Source organism: Streptomyces sp. NPDC046900, assembly GCF_040644975.1.
In the GTDB taxonomy this organism is placed as follows: Bacteria; Actinomycetota; Actinomycetes; order Streptomycetales; family Streptomycetaceae; genus Streptomyces.
In genome coordinates, this window is the sequence record NZ_JBEYXD010000085.1 from 1 (window position 1) to 19,956 (window position 19,956).

The 19,956-nt window shown below is 71.5% G+C and carries 18 protein-coding genes and 2 pseudogenes; 12 read left to right on the forward strand and 8 right to left on the reverse strand.

The features are described 5' to 3' along the window. Positions 1-30: 30 nt before the first annotated feature. Entirely contained in the window at positions 31-873 is an 843-nt protein-coding gene (locus ABZ904_RS41570; protein ID WP_361829307.1) for a hypothetical protein, read from the reverse strand. A gap of 87 nt (positions 874-960) precedes the next feature. On the opposite strand from ABZ904_RS41570, the gene ABZ904_RS41575 reads away from it, so the two are divergent. Beyond that, complete coding sequence (locus ABZ904_RS41575) at positions 961-1,728, forward strand: metalloregulator ArsR/SmtB family transcription factor (RefSeq protein WP_359401608.1); 768 nt, start codon at positions 961-963, stop codon at positions 1,726-1,728. 117 nt (positions 1,729-1,845) lie between these two features. Here ABZ904_RS41575 and ABZ904_RS41580 read toward each other — a convergent pair whose 3' ends face one another. The 3 genes from ABZ904_RS41580 to ABZ904_RS41590 form a co-directional block, all read right to left on the reverse strand. Further along, positions 1,846-2,286 carry an SPW repeat protein gene (locus ABZ904_RS41580; protein ID WP_360993715.1) on the reverse strand — a complete coding sequence of 147 codons (441 nt, stop codon included), beginning with the start codon at positions 2,284-2,286 and terminating at the stop codon, positions 1,846-1,848. Between the two features lie 90 nt (positions 2,287-2,376). Then, entirely contained in the window at positions 2,377-3,279 is a 903-nt protein-coding gene (locus ABZ904_RS41585) for a YihY/virulence factor BrkB family protein (RefSeq protein ID WP_360993712.1), read from the reverse strand. Positions 3,280-3,574: 295 nt separating this feature from the next. After that, positions 3,575-4,249 carry a sigma-70 family RNA polymerase sigma factor gene (locus tag ABZ904_RS41590; RefSeq protein ID WP_359401563.1) on the reverse strand — a complete coding sequence of 225 codons (675 nt, stop codon included), beginning with the start codon at positions 4,247-4,249 and terminating at the stop codon, positions 3,575-3,577. A 255-nt stretch (positions 4,250-4,504) separates the two neighbouring features. Between ABZ904_RS41590 and ABZ904_RS41595 the strand changes: the two genes are divergently transcribed. Continuing rightward, entirely contained in the window at positions 4,505-5,455 is a 951-nt protein-coding gene (locus ABZ904_RS41595) for a MerR family transcriptional regulator (RefSeq protein WP_361829325.1), read from the forward strand. 237 nt (positions 5,456-5,692) lie between these two features. Here the strand turns inward: ABZ904_RS41595 and ABZ904_RS41600 are convergent, their stop codons facing one another. Continuing rightward, positions 5,693-7,075 (reverse strand): deoxyribodipyrimidine photo-lyase, encoded by a 1,383-nt coding sequence (locus ABZ904_RS41600; RefSeq protein ID WP_360993708.1) that lies wholly within the window; start codon positions 7,073-7,075, stop codon positions 5,693-5,695. A 73-nt stretch (positions 7,076-7,148) separates the two neighbouring features. Beyond that, entirely contained in the window at positions 7,149-8,678 is a 1,530-nt protein-coding gene (locus ABZ904_RS41605) for an SDR family oxidoreductase (RefSeq protein ID WP_359401556.1), read from the reverse strand. A 273-nt stretch (positions 8,679-8,951) separates the two neighbouring features. Between ABZ904_RS41605 and ABZ904_RS41610 the strand changes: the two genes are divergently transcribed. The 4 genes from ABZ904_RS41610 (at position 8,952) to ABZ904_RS41625 (ending at position 11,805) form a co-directional block, all read left to right on the forward strand. Continuing rightward, positions 8,952-9,119, forward strand: a complete 168-nt coding sequence (locus tag ABZ904_RS41610) for a hypothetical protein (protein ID WP_359401553.1) — start codon at positions 8,952-8,954, stop codon at positions 9,117-9,119. A gap of 378 nt (positions 9,120-9,497) precedes the next feature. After that, positions 9,498-9,581, forward strand: coding sequence for a putative leader peptide (locus ABZ904_RS41615; protein ID WP_359401602.1), 84 nt, complete (start codon positions 9,498-9,500; stop codon positions 9,579-9,581). A gap of 344 nt (positions 9,582-9,925) precedes the next feature. Beyond that, complete coding sequence (gene ssuE / locus ABZ904_RS41620; RefSeq protein WP_359401550.1) at positions 9,926-10,480, forward strand: NADPH-dependent FMN reductase; 555 nt, start codon at positions 9,926-9,928, stop codon at positions 10,478-10,480. 182 nt (positions 10,481-10,662) lie between these two features. Next, positions 10,663-11,805, forward strand: a complete 1,143-nt coding sequence (locus tag ABZ904_RS41625; protein WP_359401547.1) for an LLM class flavin-dependent oxidoreductase — start codon at positions 10,663-10,665, stop codon at positions 11,803-11,805. A 319-nt stretch (positions 11,806-12,124) separates the two neighbouring features. On the opposite strand, the pseudogene ABZ904_RS41630 reads toward ABZ904_RS41625, so the two are convergent. Further along, positions 12,125-13,163 (reverse strand): annotated as a pseudogene (locus ABZ904_RS41630) (acyl-CoA dehydrogenase family protein). A 99-nt stretch (positions 13,164-13,262) separates the two neighbouring features. Here ABZ904_RS41630 and ABZ904_RS41635 point away from each other — a divergent pair. The 6 genes and pseudogenes from ABZ904_RS41635 to ABZ904_RS41660 form a co-directional block, all read left to right on the forward strand. Next, positions 13,263-13,619 (forward strand): YciI family protein, encoded by a 357-nt coding sequence (locus ABZ904_RS41635; protein ID WP_359401541.1) that lies wholly within the window; start codon positions 13,263-13,265, stop codon positions 13,617-13,619. Next, complete coding sequence (locus ABZ904_RS41640; RefSeq protein ID WP_360993701.1) at positions 13,619-14,824, forward strand: RNA polymerase sigma factor; 1,206 nt, start codon at positions 13,619-13,621, stop codon at positions 14,822-14,824. The genes ABZ904_RS41635 and ABZ904_RS41640 overlap by 1 nt, the downstream gene beginning before the upstream one ends. Before the next feature lie 598 nt (positions 14,825-15,422). After that, on the forward strand, positions 15,423-16,787 hold the full coding sequence (locus ABZ904_RS41645; protein WP_360993698.1) for a PI-PLC domain-containing protein: 1,365 nt from the start codon (positions 15,423-15,425) through the stop codon (positions 16,785-16,787). A 482-nt stretch (positions 16,788-17,269) separates the two neighbouring features. Continuing rightward, positions 17,270-18,421 (forward strand): SMI1/KNR4 family protein, encoded by a 1,152-nt coding sequence (locus ABZ904_RS41650; protein WP_360993695.1) that lies wholly within the window; start codon positions 17,270-17,272, stop codon positions 18,419-18,421. A gap of 35 nt (positions 18,422-18,456) precedes the next feature. Next, positions 18,457-18,984 (forward strand): LLM class flavin-dependent oxidoreductase, encoded by a 528-nt coding sequence (locus ABZ904_RS41655; RefSeq protein ID WP_360993692.1) that lies wholly within the window; start codon positions 18,457-18,459, stop codon positions 18,982-18,984. 215 nt (positions 18,985-19,199) lie between these two features. Next, a pseudogene (locus tag ABZ904_RS41660) lies at positions 19,200-19,355 on the forward strand (IS630 family transposase); the annotation flags it as partial. A 100-nt stretch (positions 19,356-19,455) separates the two neighbouring features. On the opposite strand, the gene ABZ904_RS41665 reads toward ABZ904_RS41660, so the two are convergent. Continuing rightward, the gene (locus ABZ904_RS41665) at positions 19,456-19,902 is read right to left on the reverse strand and encodes a DUF6233 domain-containing protein (protein WP_361829313.1); all 447 of its coding nucleotides are present in this window, start codon (positions 19,900-19,902) and stop codon (positions 19,456-19,458) included. Between the last annotated feature and the right edge of the window lie 54 nt (positions 19,903-19,956).

Below are 19,956 nucleotides of genomic sequence, written 5' to 3' on the forward strand. Positions count from 1 at the left end.
CAGTGATCACAGAGCGTCGCAACTCCATGATCACCGGGACCTGTGCCCGTTCTGTTGCCGGTGTCCCCAACCGCGCCTATCCGCGCGACCTCTTACCGTCGCCAGCTCCTGAGAGGTCAGCTCGGCCGCGACCGGGCCGTCGAGCAAGGCCTCCACCCGGTCCGGGAGCACCGCGGTACTCCAGTCCCGCAGACCGGCGGGCCGGTTCGACGCGAGGGATGCCTGTGCCGCGACGAACCGCTCCATCACCGCCGCCACCGTCGCGGATGAAGCGCCATAGCAGTCCTCGCCGGGTATGTGCTCCATGAGGATCCGCCGCTCGCCCCCGCCGAGCAGGATCGGCACCAGTCCGGGATCCACACGGGCGAACGCGCGCACGGTGGCCGCCTCGTCCGCCGCGAAGTGCGGGGTCGCCTTGAGCCAGACCGGTCCGCTCGCGGTGGGCAACCGGAACAGGCCGGCCAGGTTCCAGGTCCGCCGCTGCTCGACACGTCCGGTGACGGGACGGCCCGCCGCCTCCAGGGTGCGGCCTGCCCAGTCGATGAGTTCCCGCAGGCCCTCGGCGCGGGCCCACGGGGCGCGGAGCGCGTCGTCCCGCGTCAGCGGACCCCCGTCGAGGGGACGGGATTCCAGCAGTCCGGGCGCCGGACGCCGCGACGCCTCGACGTGGTACGTCGCGTGGCCGTCCCGCCCTCCCTCACCACCGTCCACCGTCAGCAGCCGCAGCACGAGCACCTGCACACCCAGCATCCCCTCGAGGCGGCCGATGACCGGCTCGACCTCCTGCCACCACGGCACCTCCACGGGAAAGGGCCCGACGACGCCCAGGACGTCCTCACCCGCGGTCACCCACGCACTGACGGTTCGGCTCACCGGGCCAGTGTGCGGACGGGCGCTCTCCTTGACATGCAAGTATTTGCCTGCATAACGTTGAGTGTGCGATCAGAGAGCGACTCCGAGATGGATCAGGTCTTCAAGGCGCTGGCCGACGCCACGCGCCGGCGGCTGCTGGACCGGCTGCACGAGCACGGCGGGCAGACGCTCGGCGAGCTGTGCGCACACATCGACATGACGCGTCAGTCCGTCACCCAGCACCTGGCCGTGCTGGAGGCCGCCAACCTGGTCAGCACCGTGCGGCGCGGACGGGAGAAGTTGCACTACCTCAATCCGGTGCCGCTGCACGAGATCCAGGAGCGCTGGATCGACAAGTTCGAGCGCCCGCGTCTGCGCGCGCTGAGCACCCTGAAGCGAAAAGCCGAGGAAGCCATGGCCGACAAGCCCACGTTCGTGTACGTCATCTATATCGAGAGCACACCCGAGGCCGTCTGGGACGCGCTCACCGACCCCGGCCTCACCGCCGCGTACTGGGGCCACAGCAATGTCTCCGACTGGAAGCCCGGCTCCCGCTGGGAGCACGTCCGCACGGACGGATCGGGTATCGCCGACGTGGTCGGAGAGGTGATCGAGAGCGAACGGCCCACCCGCCTCGTCACCACCTGGGCCGCGCCCGAGGACGAAGGGCGCAAGGACACGTACTCCAAGGTCACGTTCGACGTCCAGCCGCACGCCGACATCGTCAAACTGACCGTCACCCATGAAGACCTGCCGGACGAGACGGCGCGCGCGGACGCCGCCGGAGGCTGGGCGGCCGTGCTGTCCAACCTGAAGTCGCTGCTCGAGACGGGCAGTCCGCTGCCGCAGGAGCCGTGGCTCATGCCGAACCGCTGACGCGAGCGTGGCGGGGCTTGTCCGGGTACCGCGCGGCCGGTCCGCGGCCGCGGACCGGCCGGCCGGTCTCCTTCCGTGCTCGCCGTACCCGGCGACCGGGGGTGGGTGTCGCGGGGGCTATGCGGGCGGGTTGCTCCTCACCGCCGCCCCTGCGCAGAGCGTGCCGAGGGCCACGCCTAGGGCGCCGATGACGATGCTGTTGACCACGACTCCGGTGTCCGGGGCGGTGCCGACGATCCACGGCGAGATGATCATCCATGCGCCCATCGCGCACATGGCCCAGCTCAGGCCGTACATCCTCTCCGGCACGATGGTGAATCCGAGGGCCAGCAGCCCGAACGCGATGCCCATGATGAGGTTGTGCGTCGCGATCGCCGGCTGGCTCCTCGTGTAGTGGAGTATCCATGGGGACGCGGCGCAGTACAGACCGAGCAGGAACACCGGCCCGTCCACGAGCGCCACATCGCGAGAACCGAACATGCGGGCGTAGCGGGCCCGCATCTCATGGACATCAGGATGGGCGCTGATGTCACCTCTGCTGTGCGAGACGTCAGCCATGACTCGTCTCCTTCGACTCCGCAGGCCTGACCGCTTCTGGTGCGATGCGCGGTAAATGCCACATAAAGGCATTCTGCGCTTATTTTTTCCTTATGTGTAGCGGCCCGAAGTGTTCCCGGCCCGGGACGACGCCCCACGGGCCAGTTCGGCAGTGAACTGGGCGCCCGCCAGCAGCGACAGATGGGACATCCACAGCCACACGAGGAACACCACCACCCCCGCGAGGGACCCGTAGAGCCTGCTGTAGGTGCCGAGTCCGGCGGCGTACGCGGTGAAGCAGAAGGACGCGGCCAGCCACAGCGCCGCCGCGAGCACCCCGCCCGGCAGCGCATGGCGCAACGCGCGCGCCTCGGGGGGTCCGGTCCGGAAGAGGACGAGCACCAGGAGCGCCACCACGGCCACCAGTGCGGGCCAGCGCATCAGCGCCCACACGGCCGTCCCCGCCTCGCCCAGCCCCGCCCACCGGCCCAGGTCCCGCACCATGGGGCCGCCGAGAACCAGCAGCAGCGCACTGCAGAACAACAGCGCCAGCAGTGTGACGGCGGTGAGCAGGATGCGGTGCGCCTTGCGCAGGGCGGGCCGGGTGTCGGCGACGCCGTGCTGGTCGTGCAGGGCCCGGCGGAAGACCGCCAGATAGCTGGAGGCCGACCACAGTGCGCTCGCCCCGCCGCCCACGGCCACCGTGACCGCGGCCGACCGCTCCCCGGCGAGCCGGAGCAGCGTACTGTGCAGGGCCGAGCCCGCCTCGGCCGGCGCCCATGTCGTGACGCGAGCCGTCAGCGCGTCCGTGAGGTGCGGGCTGATCGCGCCGATCAGCGAGAGCGTCATGAGGAGCGTGGGCAGCAGGGCGAGGATGGCGTAGTACGTCAGGGCCGCGGCCCAGTCCGACACATCGTCCCGCCACATCGCCACCGGGGTGCGCCGCAACGCCTCCCACAGCACCGGCCCCGAGCGGCGGAGCCGGGCTGCCGCGCGTGCGGCACCCGGCCGCACGCCCGCTCCGGAGTGGGCGCCGACCCGCCGTAGCCATGACCGCCTCCGATGAGACAGCGACGCGTGTCCGTCCACGGCCGTCCTTCCGTCCGTGCCGCGTCGCGCGCGGCCGTCCGTGCCGCCGTCCGTTCGTCGCGCGGTCCCGAGCGGCGGACCCGTCTCTCACCGCCTTCCCGCAGTCGCGGACGAAAGGCCACTGCATCACCCGGGCGCAGGAAAGGGGTGACCCCGCCGAACGCGAAGTGCATTGTTCTCGCATCGAATGCCTGATCGGAGAGCCGATCGTGATGCCCTGTCAGATGCCGTCCTGCTGTTGCAGACAGCGGCGCAACTGGTGCAGCCCGCGCCGGGCGTGGCTCTTGACCGTGCCGAGGGGCCAGCCGGTCCGTGCGGCGATCTGCGTCTGGGTCAGGTCCTCGTAGAAGGCCAGACGCAGTACCCGCTGCTGGGCCGCGGGAAGCCGGGACAGCGCCCGCCCCACCACCACGCGGTCGAGGACGGACTCCGGCTGCGCAGCGCATTGCCCGGCCGGGTTCAGGCGCGATCCCGCCGAGGCGACCAGGTCGCTGCGGCGCGCCCGGGCCGACAGAGCGTCGGCGATCTTGCGCCGGGCGATGCCCACGATCCAGCCCGGCAGCGCGCCGCGATCGGGCCGGTAGCCGCCCCGCCCGCGCCACACGCCGAGAAAGACCAGCTGGGTGACGTCCTCGGCCTCCTTCGCATCCCCGAGCGAACGCCACGCCAGCGTGTGCACCAGGGCCGACCAGCGCAGATAGGTCTCGGTCAGACAGGCCTCGTCACCCGCCACCAGGCCCTCGGCCAACTCCTCGTCCGCCAGTGAGCCGGGGGCCCGATCCCGCCAGGACCCCTCCGTGGCCGCCGGGGGAGCGGTGTGCCCACGGGGACGGACAAGGACGCCCGCGCCGCCCTGAACACCGCAGTGGTCGCCGGAGTGCTGGTGAACGGGCATGACGACGGCTCCTCACATCGGGCGGCGACCGTCCCGCTCGCCCGCGGGGCGGCCGGATCGCGGTGTGCGGTCCGGAGTGGGCCTGTCACCGGGACGGGCCGACCCGTCCCGGTGTGTCGTCATCGTCCGCGGTGGACGGGATTGCCCACAACTTGCATCGATTCTGCGTCGTATAGTCGTGCGGTGGACAAGCCCGGAGCCGTCCCGAGCGGCGGTGAGCGACCTCGACCGGCCCACGAACGGGCGGATCCTGGACTGACGACGGGCGCGCTCGCCCGCCGCCTGGGCGTGTCGCCCACCACGCTGCGGTCCTGGGACCGCAGATACGGGCTCGGGCCCGCGGTCCGGCCTGACGGACGGCACCGCCGCTGGACTCCTCAGGACGTGGCGATGCTGGAGACCATGTGCCGGCTCACCTCCGTCGGCGTCCCGCCCGCCGAGGCGGCGCGGATCGCGAAGGAAGGAGCGGGCTCCGCACCGCCCGCCGCGCCGGTGCCGCCACCCGAGCCGGAAACCCGGTCGCGGGCGGCGGGCACCCTGCCCCTCGGGGACGTGCGTCAGGAGTGCCGCGGCCTCGCCCGGGCCGCGGTACGGCTGGACGCGGCGGCCGTCGAGGAGCAACTCGCCTCGGCCGTCGCGCAACACGGCCTCACCGTCGCCTGGGAGGAGGTCATGGTGCCGACCCTGCACGCCGTCGGACGCAAGTGGGCCTCCTCCGGGGACCGTTACGTCGAGGTCGAGCACCTGTTGTCGTGGCACGTCTCCACCACGCTCAGGCGCTGCACCCGGCCGGCCGCGCCGGGCGACGCCATCGGCGCGGCGCCGGTGGTCCTGGCTTGCGTTCCCGGTGAGGAACACACCCTCGCGTTGGAGGCGCTCAACGCGGGGCTGAGCGAACTGCGCCTGGCCACCCGCATGTTCGGTGGCGCGGTGCCGGCCGAGGCGCTCACCGCGGCGGTACGGCGGCTCGGCCCCGCGGTCGTGGTGCTGTGGGCGCAGGCGCGATCGACGGCGAGCGTGCCGCTGGCCAGGCACGTGGCCGCCACGGAGTGGGGTGTGCGCGGGGCGCGCCGGCGGCCGGTGGTCATGCTGGGCGGACTCGGCTGGGCGGGACGCGCGACGCACGGGCTGCTCCGGCCGGCCGGTCTGCGCGACGCGCTGGCCACACTGGCCGCCGGGTACGGGACCGAGCCGGCCGTGAGCTGAGCGGGACCGGTGAGCCCGCCCGCGTCGTCTCCGGGCCGTCGCCGTGACTTCAGGGCGTGCGTCACCGCGCAGCTCTTCCGGGTCGGGCAGCCGGTCCGGCGCCAGTACTGTGCGTACTACCCGTACTGCGTGCCATGCAGGGATCGCACGCCGGCTGAGTGCGTTCCGCTCGGGTCCGCCGGCGCCCGGACACGAACCGAGCTCCGAGCCGGTGCGGAGTAGTGGCGAGGCGGCTCCTCAGTTCGAGTTCCGTCCGCGCGCCTGCCGGAAGCGGGCGAGACCTTCGGAGAGGTCCACGATCGGGTCCGGGTACGCGTCGTACTCGGCGCGCTCCGTGCCGCGCAGCTTCCATGGCTCGTGCACCGCGGGCGCCGCAAGCCCCGCGAGTTCCGGTACCCAGCGGCGTACGTACGCGCCGTCGGGGTCGTGACGCTTGCCCTGCGCGACGGGGTTGAGCACCCGGTTCGGTCTGGTGTCGGTGCCGGTTCCGGCCATCCACTGCCAGTTGAGCTGGTTGTTGGCGAGGTCGCCGTCGACCAGCAGCCGGAGGAAGTGCTCGGCGCCCACCCGCCAGTCCACGTACAGGGTCTTCGCAAGGAAGCTGGCGGTGAGCAGCCGGGCGCGATTGTGCATCCAGCCCTCGTGCCGCAGCTGGCGCATCGCCGCGTCGACCACCGGATAGCCCGTACGGCCCTCGCGCCACGCCTCGATGTCCTCCCGCGCCGTGCGCTCGGAGCGCCAGCGGTCGTGCTGGGTGCGGTAGTCGGTGGTGGCGGCGTCGGGCCGGACCGCCAGGACCTGACGATGGAAGTCCCGCCACGCGAGCTGCCGTACGAAGGCATCCGCACCCGGCCCGCCCGCCCGCCGTGCCCGGTGGACGACCTCCACGGGGGAGAGGGTGCCGAAGTGCAGATGGGGCGAGAGGCGGGAGGTGGCGTCGCCCGCCAGGTCGTCATGACGGTCCGCGTAGTCGGCGACACCGGCGCGCAACCAGGCCGCGAGACGCTTCCTGCCCTCGGTCTCGCCGCCGGACGCCAGCCCTTCCGAGAGGTCCGGGAGTCCTCGGCGCGTGGGGAGTTCCCCGGACGCGACGGTGTCCGGCACCCGCACGGTGCGCGGTGCGCCGAGAGAGTCGCGCAGCCGCTGCGCCGACCACTGACGGAAGTACGGTGTGAACACGGCGAAGTGGTCGGAGGAGGCCGGGGTCACCCCTCCGGGCGGAACGGCCGTCGTCACGGCCTCGTGCACATGCAGCCGGCGTCCCTCGGCCTCCAGTGCCTGCCGCAGCCGCGTCTCGCGCCGGTGCGCATAGGCGCTGACATCGGCCGCCATGTGCACCTCGTCGGCGTCCGCCTCGGCGGCCACCCGGCACACCTCCTCCACGACGTCCCCGGACCGGACGACGAGACGGCCGCCCCGCGCGCGCAGACCGGCGTCGAGGTCCCCCAGGCAGTCGGCGAGGAACGCCAGCCGGTTCGGGGCGGTGAATCCCGCCGCATCGACGGCCGCGTCGCGGACGAACAGAGGCACCACCTGGCGGCGGCCCTCGAGCGCGGCGCACAGCGGCGGGTGGTCGTGCAGACGCAGGTCTGCGGTGAACAGGACGACCGATACGTTCATGGGACGGACTCCGGGACGCCGGGTGGGTGGGCCGTGAGCTGCTTCGCGCCGGGCACGCCGGGCGGATGCGGGGTCAGCGGGCAGGCGGGTGTTCCGCCTCCCTGGTGAGCGGCGCCCTCGCCGCGGCCTTGGCGATGTTGCGTGCCATGCCACCGAACACGACGGCATGGAAGGGGGAGACCCCCCACCAGTAGGCGTGACCGAGCAGCCCGTGCGGATGGAACAGCGCGCGCTGGCGGTAGCGGGTGCGCCCGCAGTCGTCCCGGCCGGTGCACATCTCCAGCCAGGCGAGGCCCGGCAGCCGCATCTCGGCGCGCAGCCGCAGCAGCCGCCCCGGTTCGATCTCCTCGACCCGCCAGAAGTCCAGCGAGTCGCCGACCCGCAGCCGCTGGGCGTCGCGTCGTCCGCGGCGCAGGCCGACCCCGCCGGCCAGCCGGTCGAGCCATCCGCGCGCCGCCCAGGCGAGGGGAAACGAGTACCACCCGTTGTCGCCGCCGATGCCCTCGATGACGCGCCACAGCGCCTCGGGCGAGGCGTCGACCCCCAGCTCGCGCCGGTCGGTGTAGAGGCTGCCGCCCGCCCACTGGGGGTCGGTGGGCAGCGGATCGCTGGGGGCCCCGGGCGGCGATGCGGACGACCAGCGGGTGGTGACCTGGGCGTCCCGGACCCGCTGCAGGGCGAGACCGACCGCTTCGTCGAACCCGATCGGGTGGCCGGGGGGTTCGGGCACGTACCGCGTGATGTCGTTCTCGCGGCAGACGACCTCGTGGCGCAGCGACTCGGTGAGCGGCCGGGCGATGGACGCGGGCACGGGGGTCACCAGACCGACCCACAGACTGGACAGGCGAGGGGTCAGGACCGGGACGGGGACGATGACCCGAGGCGGAAGGCCCGCGACCGCCGCGTACCTGACCATCATCTCCCGGTACGTCAGCACCTCGGGACCGCCGATGTCGAAGGAGCGGTTGACGTCGTCCGGCATACGCGCGCTGCCGACGAGGATGCGCAGCACGTCCCGCACCGCGATGGGCTGGATGCGGGTGTGCACCCAGCTCGGGGTGACCATCACGGGCAGGCGTTCGGTCAGATAGCGCAGCATCTCGAACGAGGCCGATCCGGACCCGAGGATGACGGCGGCCCGGAGCACGGTCGTCGGCACACCCGAGTCCAGCAGGATGCGGCCGACCTCCGTGCGCGAGCGCAGATGCGGGGACAGCTCCCGGTCCGGCACACCCGCCGGGGTGAGGCCGCCGAGATAGACGATGCGCCGTACGCCGGCGGCGCGGGCCTGCTGCCCGAAGGTCCGCGCGGCCTCGCGGTCGGTCTCCTCGAAGCCGCGGCCGCTGCCCAGGGCGTGCACCAGGTAGTACGCCACGTCGATGCCGCGCATGGCGTCGGCGACCGAGTCGGCCCGGGTGACGTCCCCGGTCGCCGTCTCGACCTCGCCCGCCCATGGATGGTCCCGCAGCTTCTCCGGGGAGCGGGCCAGACAGCGCACCCGGTGGCCCGCGGCGAGCAGCTCGGGGACGAGCCGGCCGCCGATGTACCCCGTGGCGCCCGTGACCAGGCAGCGCAGTCCCGGTGTGGCGTCGTCGCCGTTCATCAGCTCTCGTTCCTCCGCGTCATCGTCTCCTCAGTGATCACTTCCACTTCTGGGCCCTCTTCGGATGCGCCGACGGGGGCTTCCATGGTCACCTGGCCGTGGGTCGGTGGTTTCGTGACGGGGCGCGAGGGACGGTTCCGGCGCCGCTCGGGACATGGGGCCAGCCCGGCCGATTTCGAATGGACCCGGCATGTCCGCGTCGAGTCGGGGCAGGCGGGTTCCAGGAGAAGTGTCGGTTCGAGTCGACAGTCGACGACGGAGGTGTCTGCCGCTATGGGCGCGAAGGTGTTGGAGCGGTTTTCTGCGGGAGCTCCGCGCGGGGCGTGGCCGGCGGAGGAGTACGCGGCCAAGCGCCGTGCCGAGGGTGAGCCGGCGAAGGTCGTCATGGACCTGAAGTCGGACGCGTTCCTCGTGGTGATCCCGGCAGGCGAGGACGACTGACCGGGCGGTCGTAGGGGACGGGGCGCCGCTGTGCCCGTCGGCGGTTCGCGGCGGGTGCGCGCCACGCCCGGCTGCCGCGCCGTGCGCACCAACACGTTGTAAGGGTCTCTCGTAGCCTCCGATCACGCTCAACGCGGGCCGTGGCAGGCGCAGTTCTCCGGCCGCCCGGCCGCCCGGCCGCGCGGCGCAACGGGCCGAGCCCGGTGACCGCGGCGACGAATTCCGGTTCTTCCATCCGCGCCGCCGCACAATGCGGGCCCGCGCAGGGGGAGTTCAAGGGTTTCCCTGTCGGACCTTCGTGAAATTCACGGGTCCGCGATACGAGACCGGCCGGATTTTTCTTGACTGCTCGCGCGGGCGACTGCCACGATCGACGGCATGAAGAAGCGACTGGACCTCACGCGGCGACGCCACGTCGACCTCGCGCGCGTCTCCAGCGCCTCCTGTCGCACCGCGGCCTGATCCCTCCTCCGGTCCGCCGCCCGCTTTCCACCTCACACGTCCGCTGGTCGCTCCCGGACGTATTCCTGTGGCGCCTCTGCCATGGGGCAGGTGATGCGCCCATTCCACTCCGGAATTCAGTGACACGGATCCAAGGCAATGGGGACACGCCTTAATTCGGCCTCGACTTCCTGCATTTCCACCAGGAGATCGAGGACTTCGGCAAGCGAGTGCCGCCCCTCGCCGGGGATCCGGAGTTCTGGCTGCCGGGATGGGGTCCGAGCCCGAGTCTCTCCCCGTGCCCGCCCGACCGCTCGTCCCACGGGGCCTTTTGCGAAGGCCCGCTCCGTCCCGAAAGAGGACTCATGGCCATCGTTCTGTCCGTCTCCGGCAGTCCCTCCGCTTCCTCCCGCACCGGCCGTCTGCTGCGCCATCTGGACCAGCGGCTGATCGCCCAGGGCCACCAGGTGATCCCGCTCGACGTGCGCACCCTGCCGGCGGAGGCTCTCCTCGGCGCGGACTTCCGCCACCCGGCGATCATCGAGGCGACCGAGCTGTTCGCACGCGCCGACGGCATCGTCGTCGGCACCCCCGTCTACAAGGCGTCCTACTCCGGGGTCCTCAAGGCGCTGCTCGACCTCCTCCCGCAGTACGCACTCGCTGGAAAGATCGTGCTGCCGCTGGCCACCGGCGGCACCACCGCGCACGTCCTGGCCATCGACTACGCGTTGCGTCCGGTCCTCAACTCCATGGGCGCGGGCCACATAGTGCAGGGCTGGTTCACCCTCGACAAGGACATCACGGTGCACGAGGACGGCTCGCTCACCGTGGCGGCGGCCGCCACCGAGGCATTGACCCAGGTCGTCGACCAGTTCTCGGCGGCCCTCGGCCGTACCCCCCTCCTCGCGGCGGCCGGCTGAGCCCCACGACCGCCCGGACCGCCCATGTGACTCTCTCAACCCGCACACCACCGGCGCGACGCCCGCACCCACACATTCCACGCCCGCCCCGCGCGAGTTCCAGCCCGACCGCCGGTACGTGCTGAACGGACGAAGCCGCGCCCCGGCCCGCTCTGACGGACGTTCCAGATCGGAGACCTGACGTGTCCCTCACCTTCCACTGGTTCCTTCCCACCAACGGCGACAGCCGCGATGTCGTCGGTGGCGGTCACGGCACTCCGGTGACGGCCTCCGGACGGGACCGGCCGCCCACGGTCGGCTATCTGAGCCAGATCGCCCGCGCCGCCGAGGATCTCGGCTTCGTCGGCGCCCTCACCCCGACCGGTGCCTGGTGCGAGGACGCGTGGCTGACCACCGCGATGGTCAGCCGGCACACGGAACGCCTGAAGTTCCTCGTCGCCTTCCGGCCCGGCTCCGTCTCGCCCACCCTCGCCGCGCAGATGGCCTCCACCTATCAGCGGCAGACCGGCGGACGGCTGCTGCTGAACGTCGTCACGGGTGGCGAGAGCCATGAGCAGCGGGCGTACGGCGACTTCCTGGACAAGGACGCCCGTTACCGCCGTACCGGCGAATTCCTCGGCATCGTCAGGGAGTTGTGGGACGGCAAGACCGTCGACCTGGACGGCGCGCACCTGCGCGTCGAGGACGCGAAGCTGGCCCGGGTGCCCGACCCGGTCCCCGAGGTGTACTTCGGTGGTTCCTCGCCGGTCGCGGGGGAGATCGCGGCCCGGCACGCCGACGTGTACCTCACCTGGGGCGAGCCGCCCGCGCAGGTCGCCGAGAAGATCGCCTGGATCAAAGGGCTCGCCGCCCGCAAGGGTCGCGCTCTGCGCTTCGGCATCCGGCTGCACGTCATCACCCGCGACACCTCCGAACAGGCCTGGGCCGAGGCGCACCGGCTCCTCGCCGGCTTCGACCCCGAGACCGTCCAGTCGGTGCAGGCCGGCCTGGCCCGCAGCGAGTCCGAAGGCCAGCAGCGCATGCTCGCGCTGCACGGCGGCGGCAGGAACGGACTGGAGATCCACCCCAACCTGTGGGCCGGGATCGGCCTTGTGCGCGGCGGGGCGGGCACGGCGCTGGTCGGCAGCCACGAGGAGGTCGCGACACGGATCAAGGAGTACGCAGCCCTCGGCATCGAGGAGTTCGTACTGTCCGGGTATCCGCACCTGGAGGAGGCGTACTGGGTCGGGGAGGGCGTGCTGCCCCTGCTGGCCGCACAGGAGCTGTGGCGGCATCCGTCCGACAAGCCGGACGCCGCCTCCTCCCAGGTGACGTTCGCGAGCTAGGGGCGGACGCCTTCGGGGCTGCCTGGCGTCGACGGCCTGGCGCCCGCGGCCCGGCGGGGGCGGAACGGGCCGGCGGCTGGTTCGGGACAGTGGCCGGAACGGGATGGCGGCCGGTTCGGGGCGGCGGCCGGAACGGGCTGGCAGCCGGTTCGGGGTTTGCGGTTGGTGCTGTGCGACGGCTGGTTCCGGACAGCGGACCGTGGGGGGCGGCGGTCGGTTCCGGACAGCGGACCGTGCGGGGCGGCAGCCAGCCCCTGCCGAGGCAGCGCCGCCACGCCCTGTTTCGCGCGTTCTCCGGGGCCGGCCGAGGGCAGGGCGCTTAACGGGCGTTACCGGCCAGGACGCCGAGATGGGCCCGGCGGGACTCCGCTGTCTGCCCCTGTACCAGGAGGAACATCCCCTCGCGGGCCAGTCGCTGGGCCTTGTTCGTGAGGGTCAGCGCACGTCCGCCGCCGGCCACCACCGCCGCAGTAGTGGTCTTCTGCATCACCTCGAACGCCTGGATCCTGAGGGCCAGCCGCTCCTCGGCATGCTCATCCGGGGCGGAACGGTCGGCCAGCGTGTAAGCGCGGCACCGTACCTCGTCGAGACGGCCCCGCAGAGGTCCGGCGATGTCCTCGTCCAGCAGGCCCAGCGCCGCCTCGGCGATGCCGAACGCCGCGGGCGAGGCGTTCATGGTCCTGGCGCGGTCGGCGGCGAGCCACTGCTCGTGCGGTATCCGCAGGACCGTCGCCTCGTCCGGCAGCCACAGCCCGTCCAGCTCGAGCGACACCGTGCGCGCCGCGGTGAGCGCGGCGAGCCGCATCGGCTCCGAAGCGCGCAGTCCCGGCTGTTCGCGCGCCTCGGTGAACGCGAAGTGCGCCTCGCCGGTGTCGGTCCAGCCGGCGAGCAGCATCACATCGTTCAGACCCCACCCCGTGTACCAGGGCACGCTCCCGTCGAACCGCCAGCCGTTCCGCTCCCGCACGACCCGTACCGGTGTCCGCGGGTAGGAGCGCAGATGGGCGTACGCCACCCCGGACATCAGCTCACCGCGCCAGCGGTCCCAACAGCCTTTCCCGCACGGCCCCTTCGCTCTTCGCCAGAGTCGTCACCGGAGTGTGGTGCTGAGTCTGCACGAACCACGTGGAACAGCAGGCCCCGGCCAGGATCTCCGCCACCCGGCGGGCCACCGGGGCGGCAGCGTCCGCGCCGCCGTACTCCTTCGGCGCGTTCAGCCCGAGCAGTCCCGAGCGCTTGATCTCCTCGACATGGCTCGGGGGCACGCCCTCCTGGTCGACTCGCTCGGCGTTCGGTGCGAGCAGTTCCGCGGCGAGCTGCCGGGCGCGTGCGATGAGCGGGTGTGCCGTGGTGGTCATGAAGAAGATTCTCCCGATGTCGTCGGGTGAGGTGTCGATCCGGGAACGCGTCGTTCGTGTAGGAGGTGAGAGAACACCCCGGGCGCCAAGGAGGACGCCATGAAGTACTACCTGCTCAGCGTGATCCAGCCGAGCGAGGGCGAGCCGCCCTCGGCCGAGGCGCTCGCACAGATCATGCACAACGTCGAGACCTTCCACGAGGAGCTGCGAGAGGCCGGGGCCTGGGTCTTCGCCGGCGGACTGCACGGCCCGGAGACGGCCACCGTCCTGCGTCCGAAGGACGGCGACGTACTGATCACCGACGGGCCCTACGCCGAGGGCAAGGAGTACCTCGGCGGCCTCTGCCTGATCAAGGCCCCCGATCTGGACGCGGCCCTGGAGTGGGGCCGCAGGGCGACCCGGGCCACCACTCTCCCCATCGAGGTGCGCCCGTTCATGCATCCGGCCGAGGACTGATGCCCGGCGCCAGTGACGTCGAGTCGGTCTTCCGGGCCGAGTACGGACGCGCGGTCTCCGTCCTCGTCCGCTTCCTCGGCGACATCGACGCCGCCGAGGAAGCGGTGCAGGACGCCTTTGCCACGGCCCTTCAGAGGTGGCCCGAGTCCGGCGTGCCGCCCAGCCCGGCGGGCTGGATCATCACCACCGCTCGCAACCGTGCCGTCGACCGGCTGCGCCGCGAGTCCTCCCGGGAGGCCCGCCACGCCGAGGCAGCCCGGCTGTACGCCCCCGACGCACCGGCCGAGGAGGGACCCGTGCGAGACGACCGGCTCCGGCTGATCTTCACCTGCTGCCACCCCGCGCTGGCGCCCCAGGCGCGGGTGGCGCTCACGCTCCGGCTGCTCGGCGGACTCTCCACGGCACAGATCGCCCGCGCCTTCCTGGTGCCGGAGCCCACACTGGCCCAGCGGCTGGTCCGCGCCAAGGCCAAGATCCGCGACGCGGGCATTCCGTACCGGGTGCCCCGGGACGCCGACCTGCCCGACCGGCTCGGCGGTGTGCTGGCCGTGGTGTACCTGATCTTCAACGAGGGCTACACCGGCTCCCATGACCTGTGCGCCGAAGCCGTACGCCTCGGCCGGCTCCTGTATGACCTCATGCCCGACGAACCCGAGGTCACCGGCCTGCTCGCGCTGATGCTGCTCATCGAGGCGCGCCGGCCGGCCCGGACGGGGGACAGCGGTGGACTGGTGCCGCTGCACGAGCAGGACCGCACCCGCTGGGACCGCGCCCTGATCGACGAGGGGCAGGCGCTCGTCCGCCGCTGCCTGCGCCGTGGCCGTCCGGGTCCGTACCAGATCCAGGCCGCGATCAACGCCGTGCACAGCGACGCGCCGACGGCCGGCGCCACCGACTGGGGCCAGATCCTGCGGCTGTACGACCAGTTGACGGCGTTCACCCCGAGCCCGGTCGTCGCCCTGAACCGTGCGGTGGCCGTGGCCGAAATCCGGGGCGCGGGGGAGTCCCTCGAACTGGTCGACGCGCTGGACCTCGACGGCCACTACGTGTTCCATGCGGTCCGCGCCGATCTGCTGCGTCGCCTGGGCCGCGACGCCGAGGCGGCGCGGGCCTACGAGGCGGCCGCCGCGCGTACGGACAGCCCGGCGGAGCGGGCCTTCCTGGAGCAACGGCGACGGGAGTCGGCGGAGGGCAGCGGGGGCTGACGGCGCGGGGGCGAGTGGTGGGCCTTTCCGACCTCTGTTGGCCCGGCCGTTTCGGTCCGGTCCGGCGCGGGTGGTCGGCCGCGTCCAGGTCGGCGCGTCGGTCGGCTGCGTCCAGGTCCGGCGCGGGTGGTCGGCCGCGTCCGGGTCGGCGCGTCGGTCGGCTGCGTCCAGGTCCGGCGCGGGTGGTCGGCCGCGTCCGGGTCCGGTGGGCCGTTCGTCGGCCGCGGCCAGGTCCGGCGCGGGGGTCGACCGCGTCCAGGTCCGGTTTGGCCGTTCGCCGGCTGCGTCCAGGTCCGGTGCGGCGGTCGGCCGCGCGCAGTACCCACGACAGGGGCCAACTCAGCGGCGTTCCGGGCTGGTTGACCGATTGACACTCTTGACTGGTAAAGACCAGGACGGTTGAGTGTGCCTCCGCAACCCCCCACCGCGGCCGCCCCCCACCGGCGCGTGCGTGTCAGGTCCTGCTCCGCGTGTCCTTGCCCGGGGGCGGCCGTGAGCGAGCTCGTCGGAGTTTCACCGAGCGGCTTTGCCTGCCGACTCCCGACCGCCCGTCCTGATGTCATGCCCCTGCCTATCGCCGACCACGAAGGGCCACCTCATGCGAACCCCCCACGCCCTGCTCGCCGTGACCACCGCGCTCGTCGCCGCGGTCGTGGCTCCGCCCTCCCACGCGGCCGCCGCGATTCCCTCCGGTGGTGCCTACTACGTTCAGAGCGTCGTCACCGGACTCGACGCGGCCGACAACGGGGGAGCCGTCGAGCAGCACAACCCCAAGGGCAACGAGGACCGCCAGCAGTGGAACCTGAGAACGAGCGGATCCTCCTACCTGCTGGAAAGCGCCGACACCGCGGGCAGCTGCCTGGGCCGGTCGGGCGACCAGGCGCGCACCGTCTCGTGCACGAGCGCGGACGCCGCTTGGGACATCACGGCCGGCGGCAGCGACGAGTACGCACTCGAAGTCCCGGGAACGGATCGCTTCCTGACCTTGGCCGCCAAGGCCTCCGGCGCCAACTACCCCTCCCAGTTGGCGATCGGTTCCTCGGGGAGCCTCGCCGCCTGGTACCTCACCCCGGTCACCTCACCGACCAGACCCATGCCGCCCGCGGATCAGCGCACCCTGGACCAGGTCACCTTCCTCACCGCGCACAACGCCTACGCCAACGGGGTCGACGGCGGCTTCGCCCCGCCCTTCGTGAACCTGGTGCCCAACCAGACGCGCGGCATCAACCAGCAACTCGCCGACGGCGTACGCGGTTTCATGCTCGACATCCACCAGACCCCCGACGGCGCGATCCTGTGCCACAACAGCTGCACCCTGGTCAGCAGCCCGGTCGCCCTCTGGGTGGACATCCAGCGCATCGTCGGCTTCCTCAAGGCGCACCCGGATCAGTTCATCACCGTCTTCCTCGAGGACTACGTCGACCCGGGCGTCCTGCGCAGTGAACTGGCCCGTGTGAACGGGCTGTCGGACGTGCTCTACCGGCCGGACCAGACCGGGGTGCGACAGAACGGCTGGCCGAAGATGGCCGACCTCATCGCCGCGAATCACCGGCTGCTGATCTTCACCGATCACAGCCGCTCCTCGGACGAGTCCGCCGGCCTCACCCGTGACAGCTTCGGTGTCATGTACCAGAAGGACTGGACGGTGGAGAACCACTGGTCCATGGGCTCGGGCATCGGCTCCTCCGACTGGTCCTGCTACAGCCGCTGGTACGACGCCAACACCAACATCCCGCTGACCCGTAGGGAGCCGGGCTTGCGCCCGCTGTTCGTCATGAACCACTTCCGGGACGCGGCGATCGCTTCCACGGCGCAGACCGACAACACCAAACTCGCCGACCGTGCCGAGCGGTTCTGCCAGCCGGCCGCCCGCAAGAAGCCCAACTTCCTCGCCGTCGACCGCTACGACCTGGGCAACCCGATCGCCGCCGTGAACACGCTGAACACGTACACGTATCCGTAGGCCCTCGGCGTCTGTGGTGTGCGCCAACCGCTCGGTCTTCGCAGCGGCCGCGAAGGGGCCGTACTCGTCGAGTCCGGCCCCAGCGGCGGTCGCTGGGTGCGCTGACAAGCTACAAGGGGGCGCGTGCTGCCAGCCGTACCAAAACACACGCCCGGGCGGCCATGTGAGCCGCCCGGGCATCAGTCGGGAGTTCCTTGCGTCGCATTGCGGGTTGGCAAGGTCGCCGCTGGAGCCGAAGGCTCGTTGCAAGTGGGCTGCAGTCTTGGCCCTCCGGGCTCAGAGCTCTTTTCGCGCGGCCCACGGCGGTGAGCAGCTGGATGTCGGATGCCTCGGGGACATCGAGAGCCCGGCCGGCGAGCCAGCAGTCAGTGATGGCGACCGTGTGCTCGGCCCATCACTGCCGCATCACTGGAAGACGGCGGCGCCGCGCAGCGAGGTACGCTCCGCGCTTTCTGTCAGTCCGCGCCTCTAGGGTCAGCCGCATGACTACCGACCTCGTTGAGACCTCGTGGGATCGCATCGACAGGTGGCTGCGCGAGTACGCCCCGCGTACCTTCGCCTCGCTCGGGCCACCCGCGACGGACGAGGAGATCCGGGCGGCGGAGGCGGAACTGGACCTCACTTTTCCTCCCGACCTGGTCGCGTCTCTGCGCAGGCACAACGGGGCGCAGGGCGGCGTGGAGGCGTTCCAGTTCACCACGCATGACCGGCTTCTCGGCGTGCGCGAGATCGTCGAGGCGACCAGAGGCCTGAGGGGCATCGCCGCCGACCTGGACGAGGAGGAGCGCGAGTACTACTGGCACCAGGGGTACCTCAAGATCGGTTCCTATGGGGTCACTTCCGACGGCCTCAGCATCGACTGCCGCGCAGGGCGGCGTTCGCATGGTGCGATCGGACGGTTCTTCGACGAGACGGGGACCGATTTCGGGTGCGCCGACTCACTGGGCGCCTATGTGGCGAAGCTGGCGGACCAGTTGGAAGGCGACAAGAACCCGCGCGCGGTGGCGTTCAACGGTCGGCTGATCTGGGAGTCGCCAAGTGCTGCCAGCCCCGAATGGGGCAGCCCGGGCAGCCCGCTTCCCGGGCCGGAGGCGCAGCTACCACCGCTGGCTCTGCCAGGCGACCCGGCGGAACCTCTCATGGTGGGCTACCTGTTGGGACTCCAGGAGCTCGGCGCGCTGGTCGCCACACTGCCTCGCGAGCTCGTGACCGAGGCTGCGCGAAAGCAGATGCGCAGGCTGGCCGTCGAGACCGGGCTGGCCAAGTACACCGAAGTCGGCACGGCCCTGGAAGCGCTGGAGCGAGGCGAAGCCGTACCGCCGCGGGGCCAGTCCGGCCCCCTGAGCCTGCGGCTGCGCCACGTGATCGTCCAGGCCGGCGCACAACGGGACGACCTTCGCAGATGGGCGGCGGAAACGATGGCGCACGCGGTATGGGGCTCGCCGCATCAGGCGCTGTACAAGATCGCAACCACCCGTAGCCGACTGAGCTTTGACTGGCGCGCCGAACTGCTTGCCGACCTCGGCAACCCACCGATACCGCCCATGCCCGACGACCATTTCTGGGCGGTGCTGCGTAACCCAGCCATCGACGCGAGCTACTACGCGAACCGGTACGCCCGTGACGGGGGCTGACCGCACAGCTACCAGCGCCTGCGGGGGGAGGGCGGATGTGGTCCACCGTCACCGTCCGTCATTACGAGTCAGACGCCTGCCCGGCGCTCATCGGGGCGCCGACGAGGGACTGCAGGGCGCGGACCGTCTTCGACTTCCACGGGCGGTACTACACCCTGACCGGCAACCGCAACGAGCCGAAACCCGTCCAGCAGCCAGGCCCGCCCCTGCTGATCGGCGGCTGGGGAAACCGAACCCTTCGCCTGGTCGCCGAGCACGCCGACATCTGGAACATCCCCGGACCGCCGCACAACACACTGGACTACATCACCGAGCGGAGTGCCGTTCTGGACGACCACTGCGCGGCCATCGGCCGTGATCCGCGGACGATCACCCGCTCCGTGCAGCACATCGTCTCCTACGACGACCCGGCCGCCGACCGGAAGGCCATCACAGACCTCATCGCCGCAGGCGTGACGCACATCGTGCTGAGCCTACGGAGCCCATATCCCTCACAGATCGCGCGATGGCTCGCCGACGAGATCATCGCGCCCGTGCGCAGCGCAACCGGAGAATTCTGGTGACGCGGCCGTTCGCCACCCGGGAAGACGCTCCGCCCTGCACGAGCGGCCGTCGCTGACTCACCTCAACTGATCCTCGTCGTCCCCTGGGCCTCCGCTATGGGCTGGGTTCGCCAGTGCTGTGACCGGGGTGGTTCGCCAGGTTGGTCGTCGCGGCGGTTGGATCGGCGGTGGCATCCGATCCCATGGCTGGGGGTGTGGTGGGCTGAGCCTGTCCGTTGCGCCGGTTGACCGACCAGGAGGGGCAGAGGCGGCAGGCAGATCGTGCGCGGGGCAGTACCAGTTCGGTGAGGTTCCGGCGGGCGATGATGCTGCCGGCACCGGTCGGCGGGAACCGGATGCCGGTGATCGCGAAGCTGGTGCAGGCCGACGAGGCCAGCGCATTGCCGTACCCGTATGGCTGCTCCGGGTGGCTGTCGTGGTGCTGGCGGGTCAGGCTGGGCGTGACAGCGCGCGGCCTGGTGTCCCCTCAGATCAGGCGGGAGGTTTCCAGCGCGGGCCTACCCCAGGAAGCCCAATGCGGCGTCCGGGCGGCAGTACGTACATGCCGGCCTGCTGACGCAGCGCATCCAGCGCCTGAGCCTGCGATACCCCAATGCATCTGCTGCTCTTGCGAACCGTCCAGCAGCCACCCACGTGCACCGCCACAAGATTCGTCTTCTGCAACCCGCACTCGATCAGCCACCGGGGTGGAGGTGGTCGCATTTCCTCGGCACGTCGGCGGGGCCCTTCTCGTTGCTCCGCCTGCGCGATCCATGCGTCGATCTGCGCGAGCGCAGGCGTGGCCCGCTGCATGACGACACGACGCGTGATGGGACGTCCATGCCGTTGATACGACTGATGGAAGACCCGGCATGCGGCTCGATCAAAGTGAGTGGCGGGGTAGCACGCCTCGCATGTCCGGTCGTGGAAATGCGTCATCGTCGCCAGTCGCCCGGCCGGCGGGCGGCAGGACTGGTGGCAGTACAGCTTTGG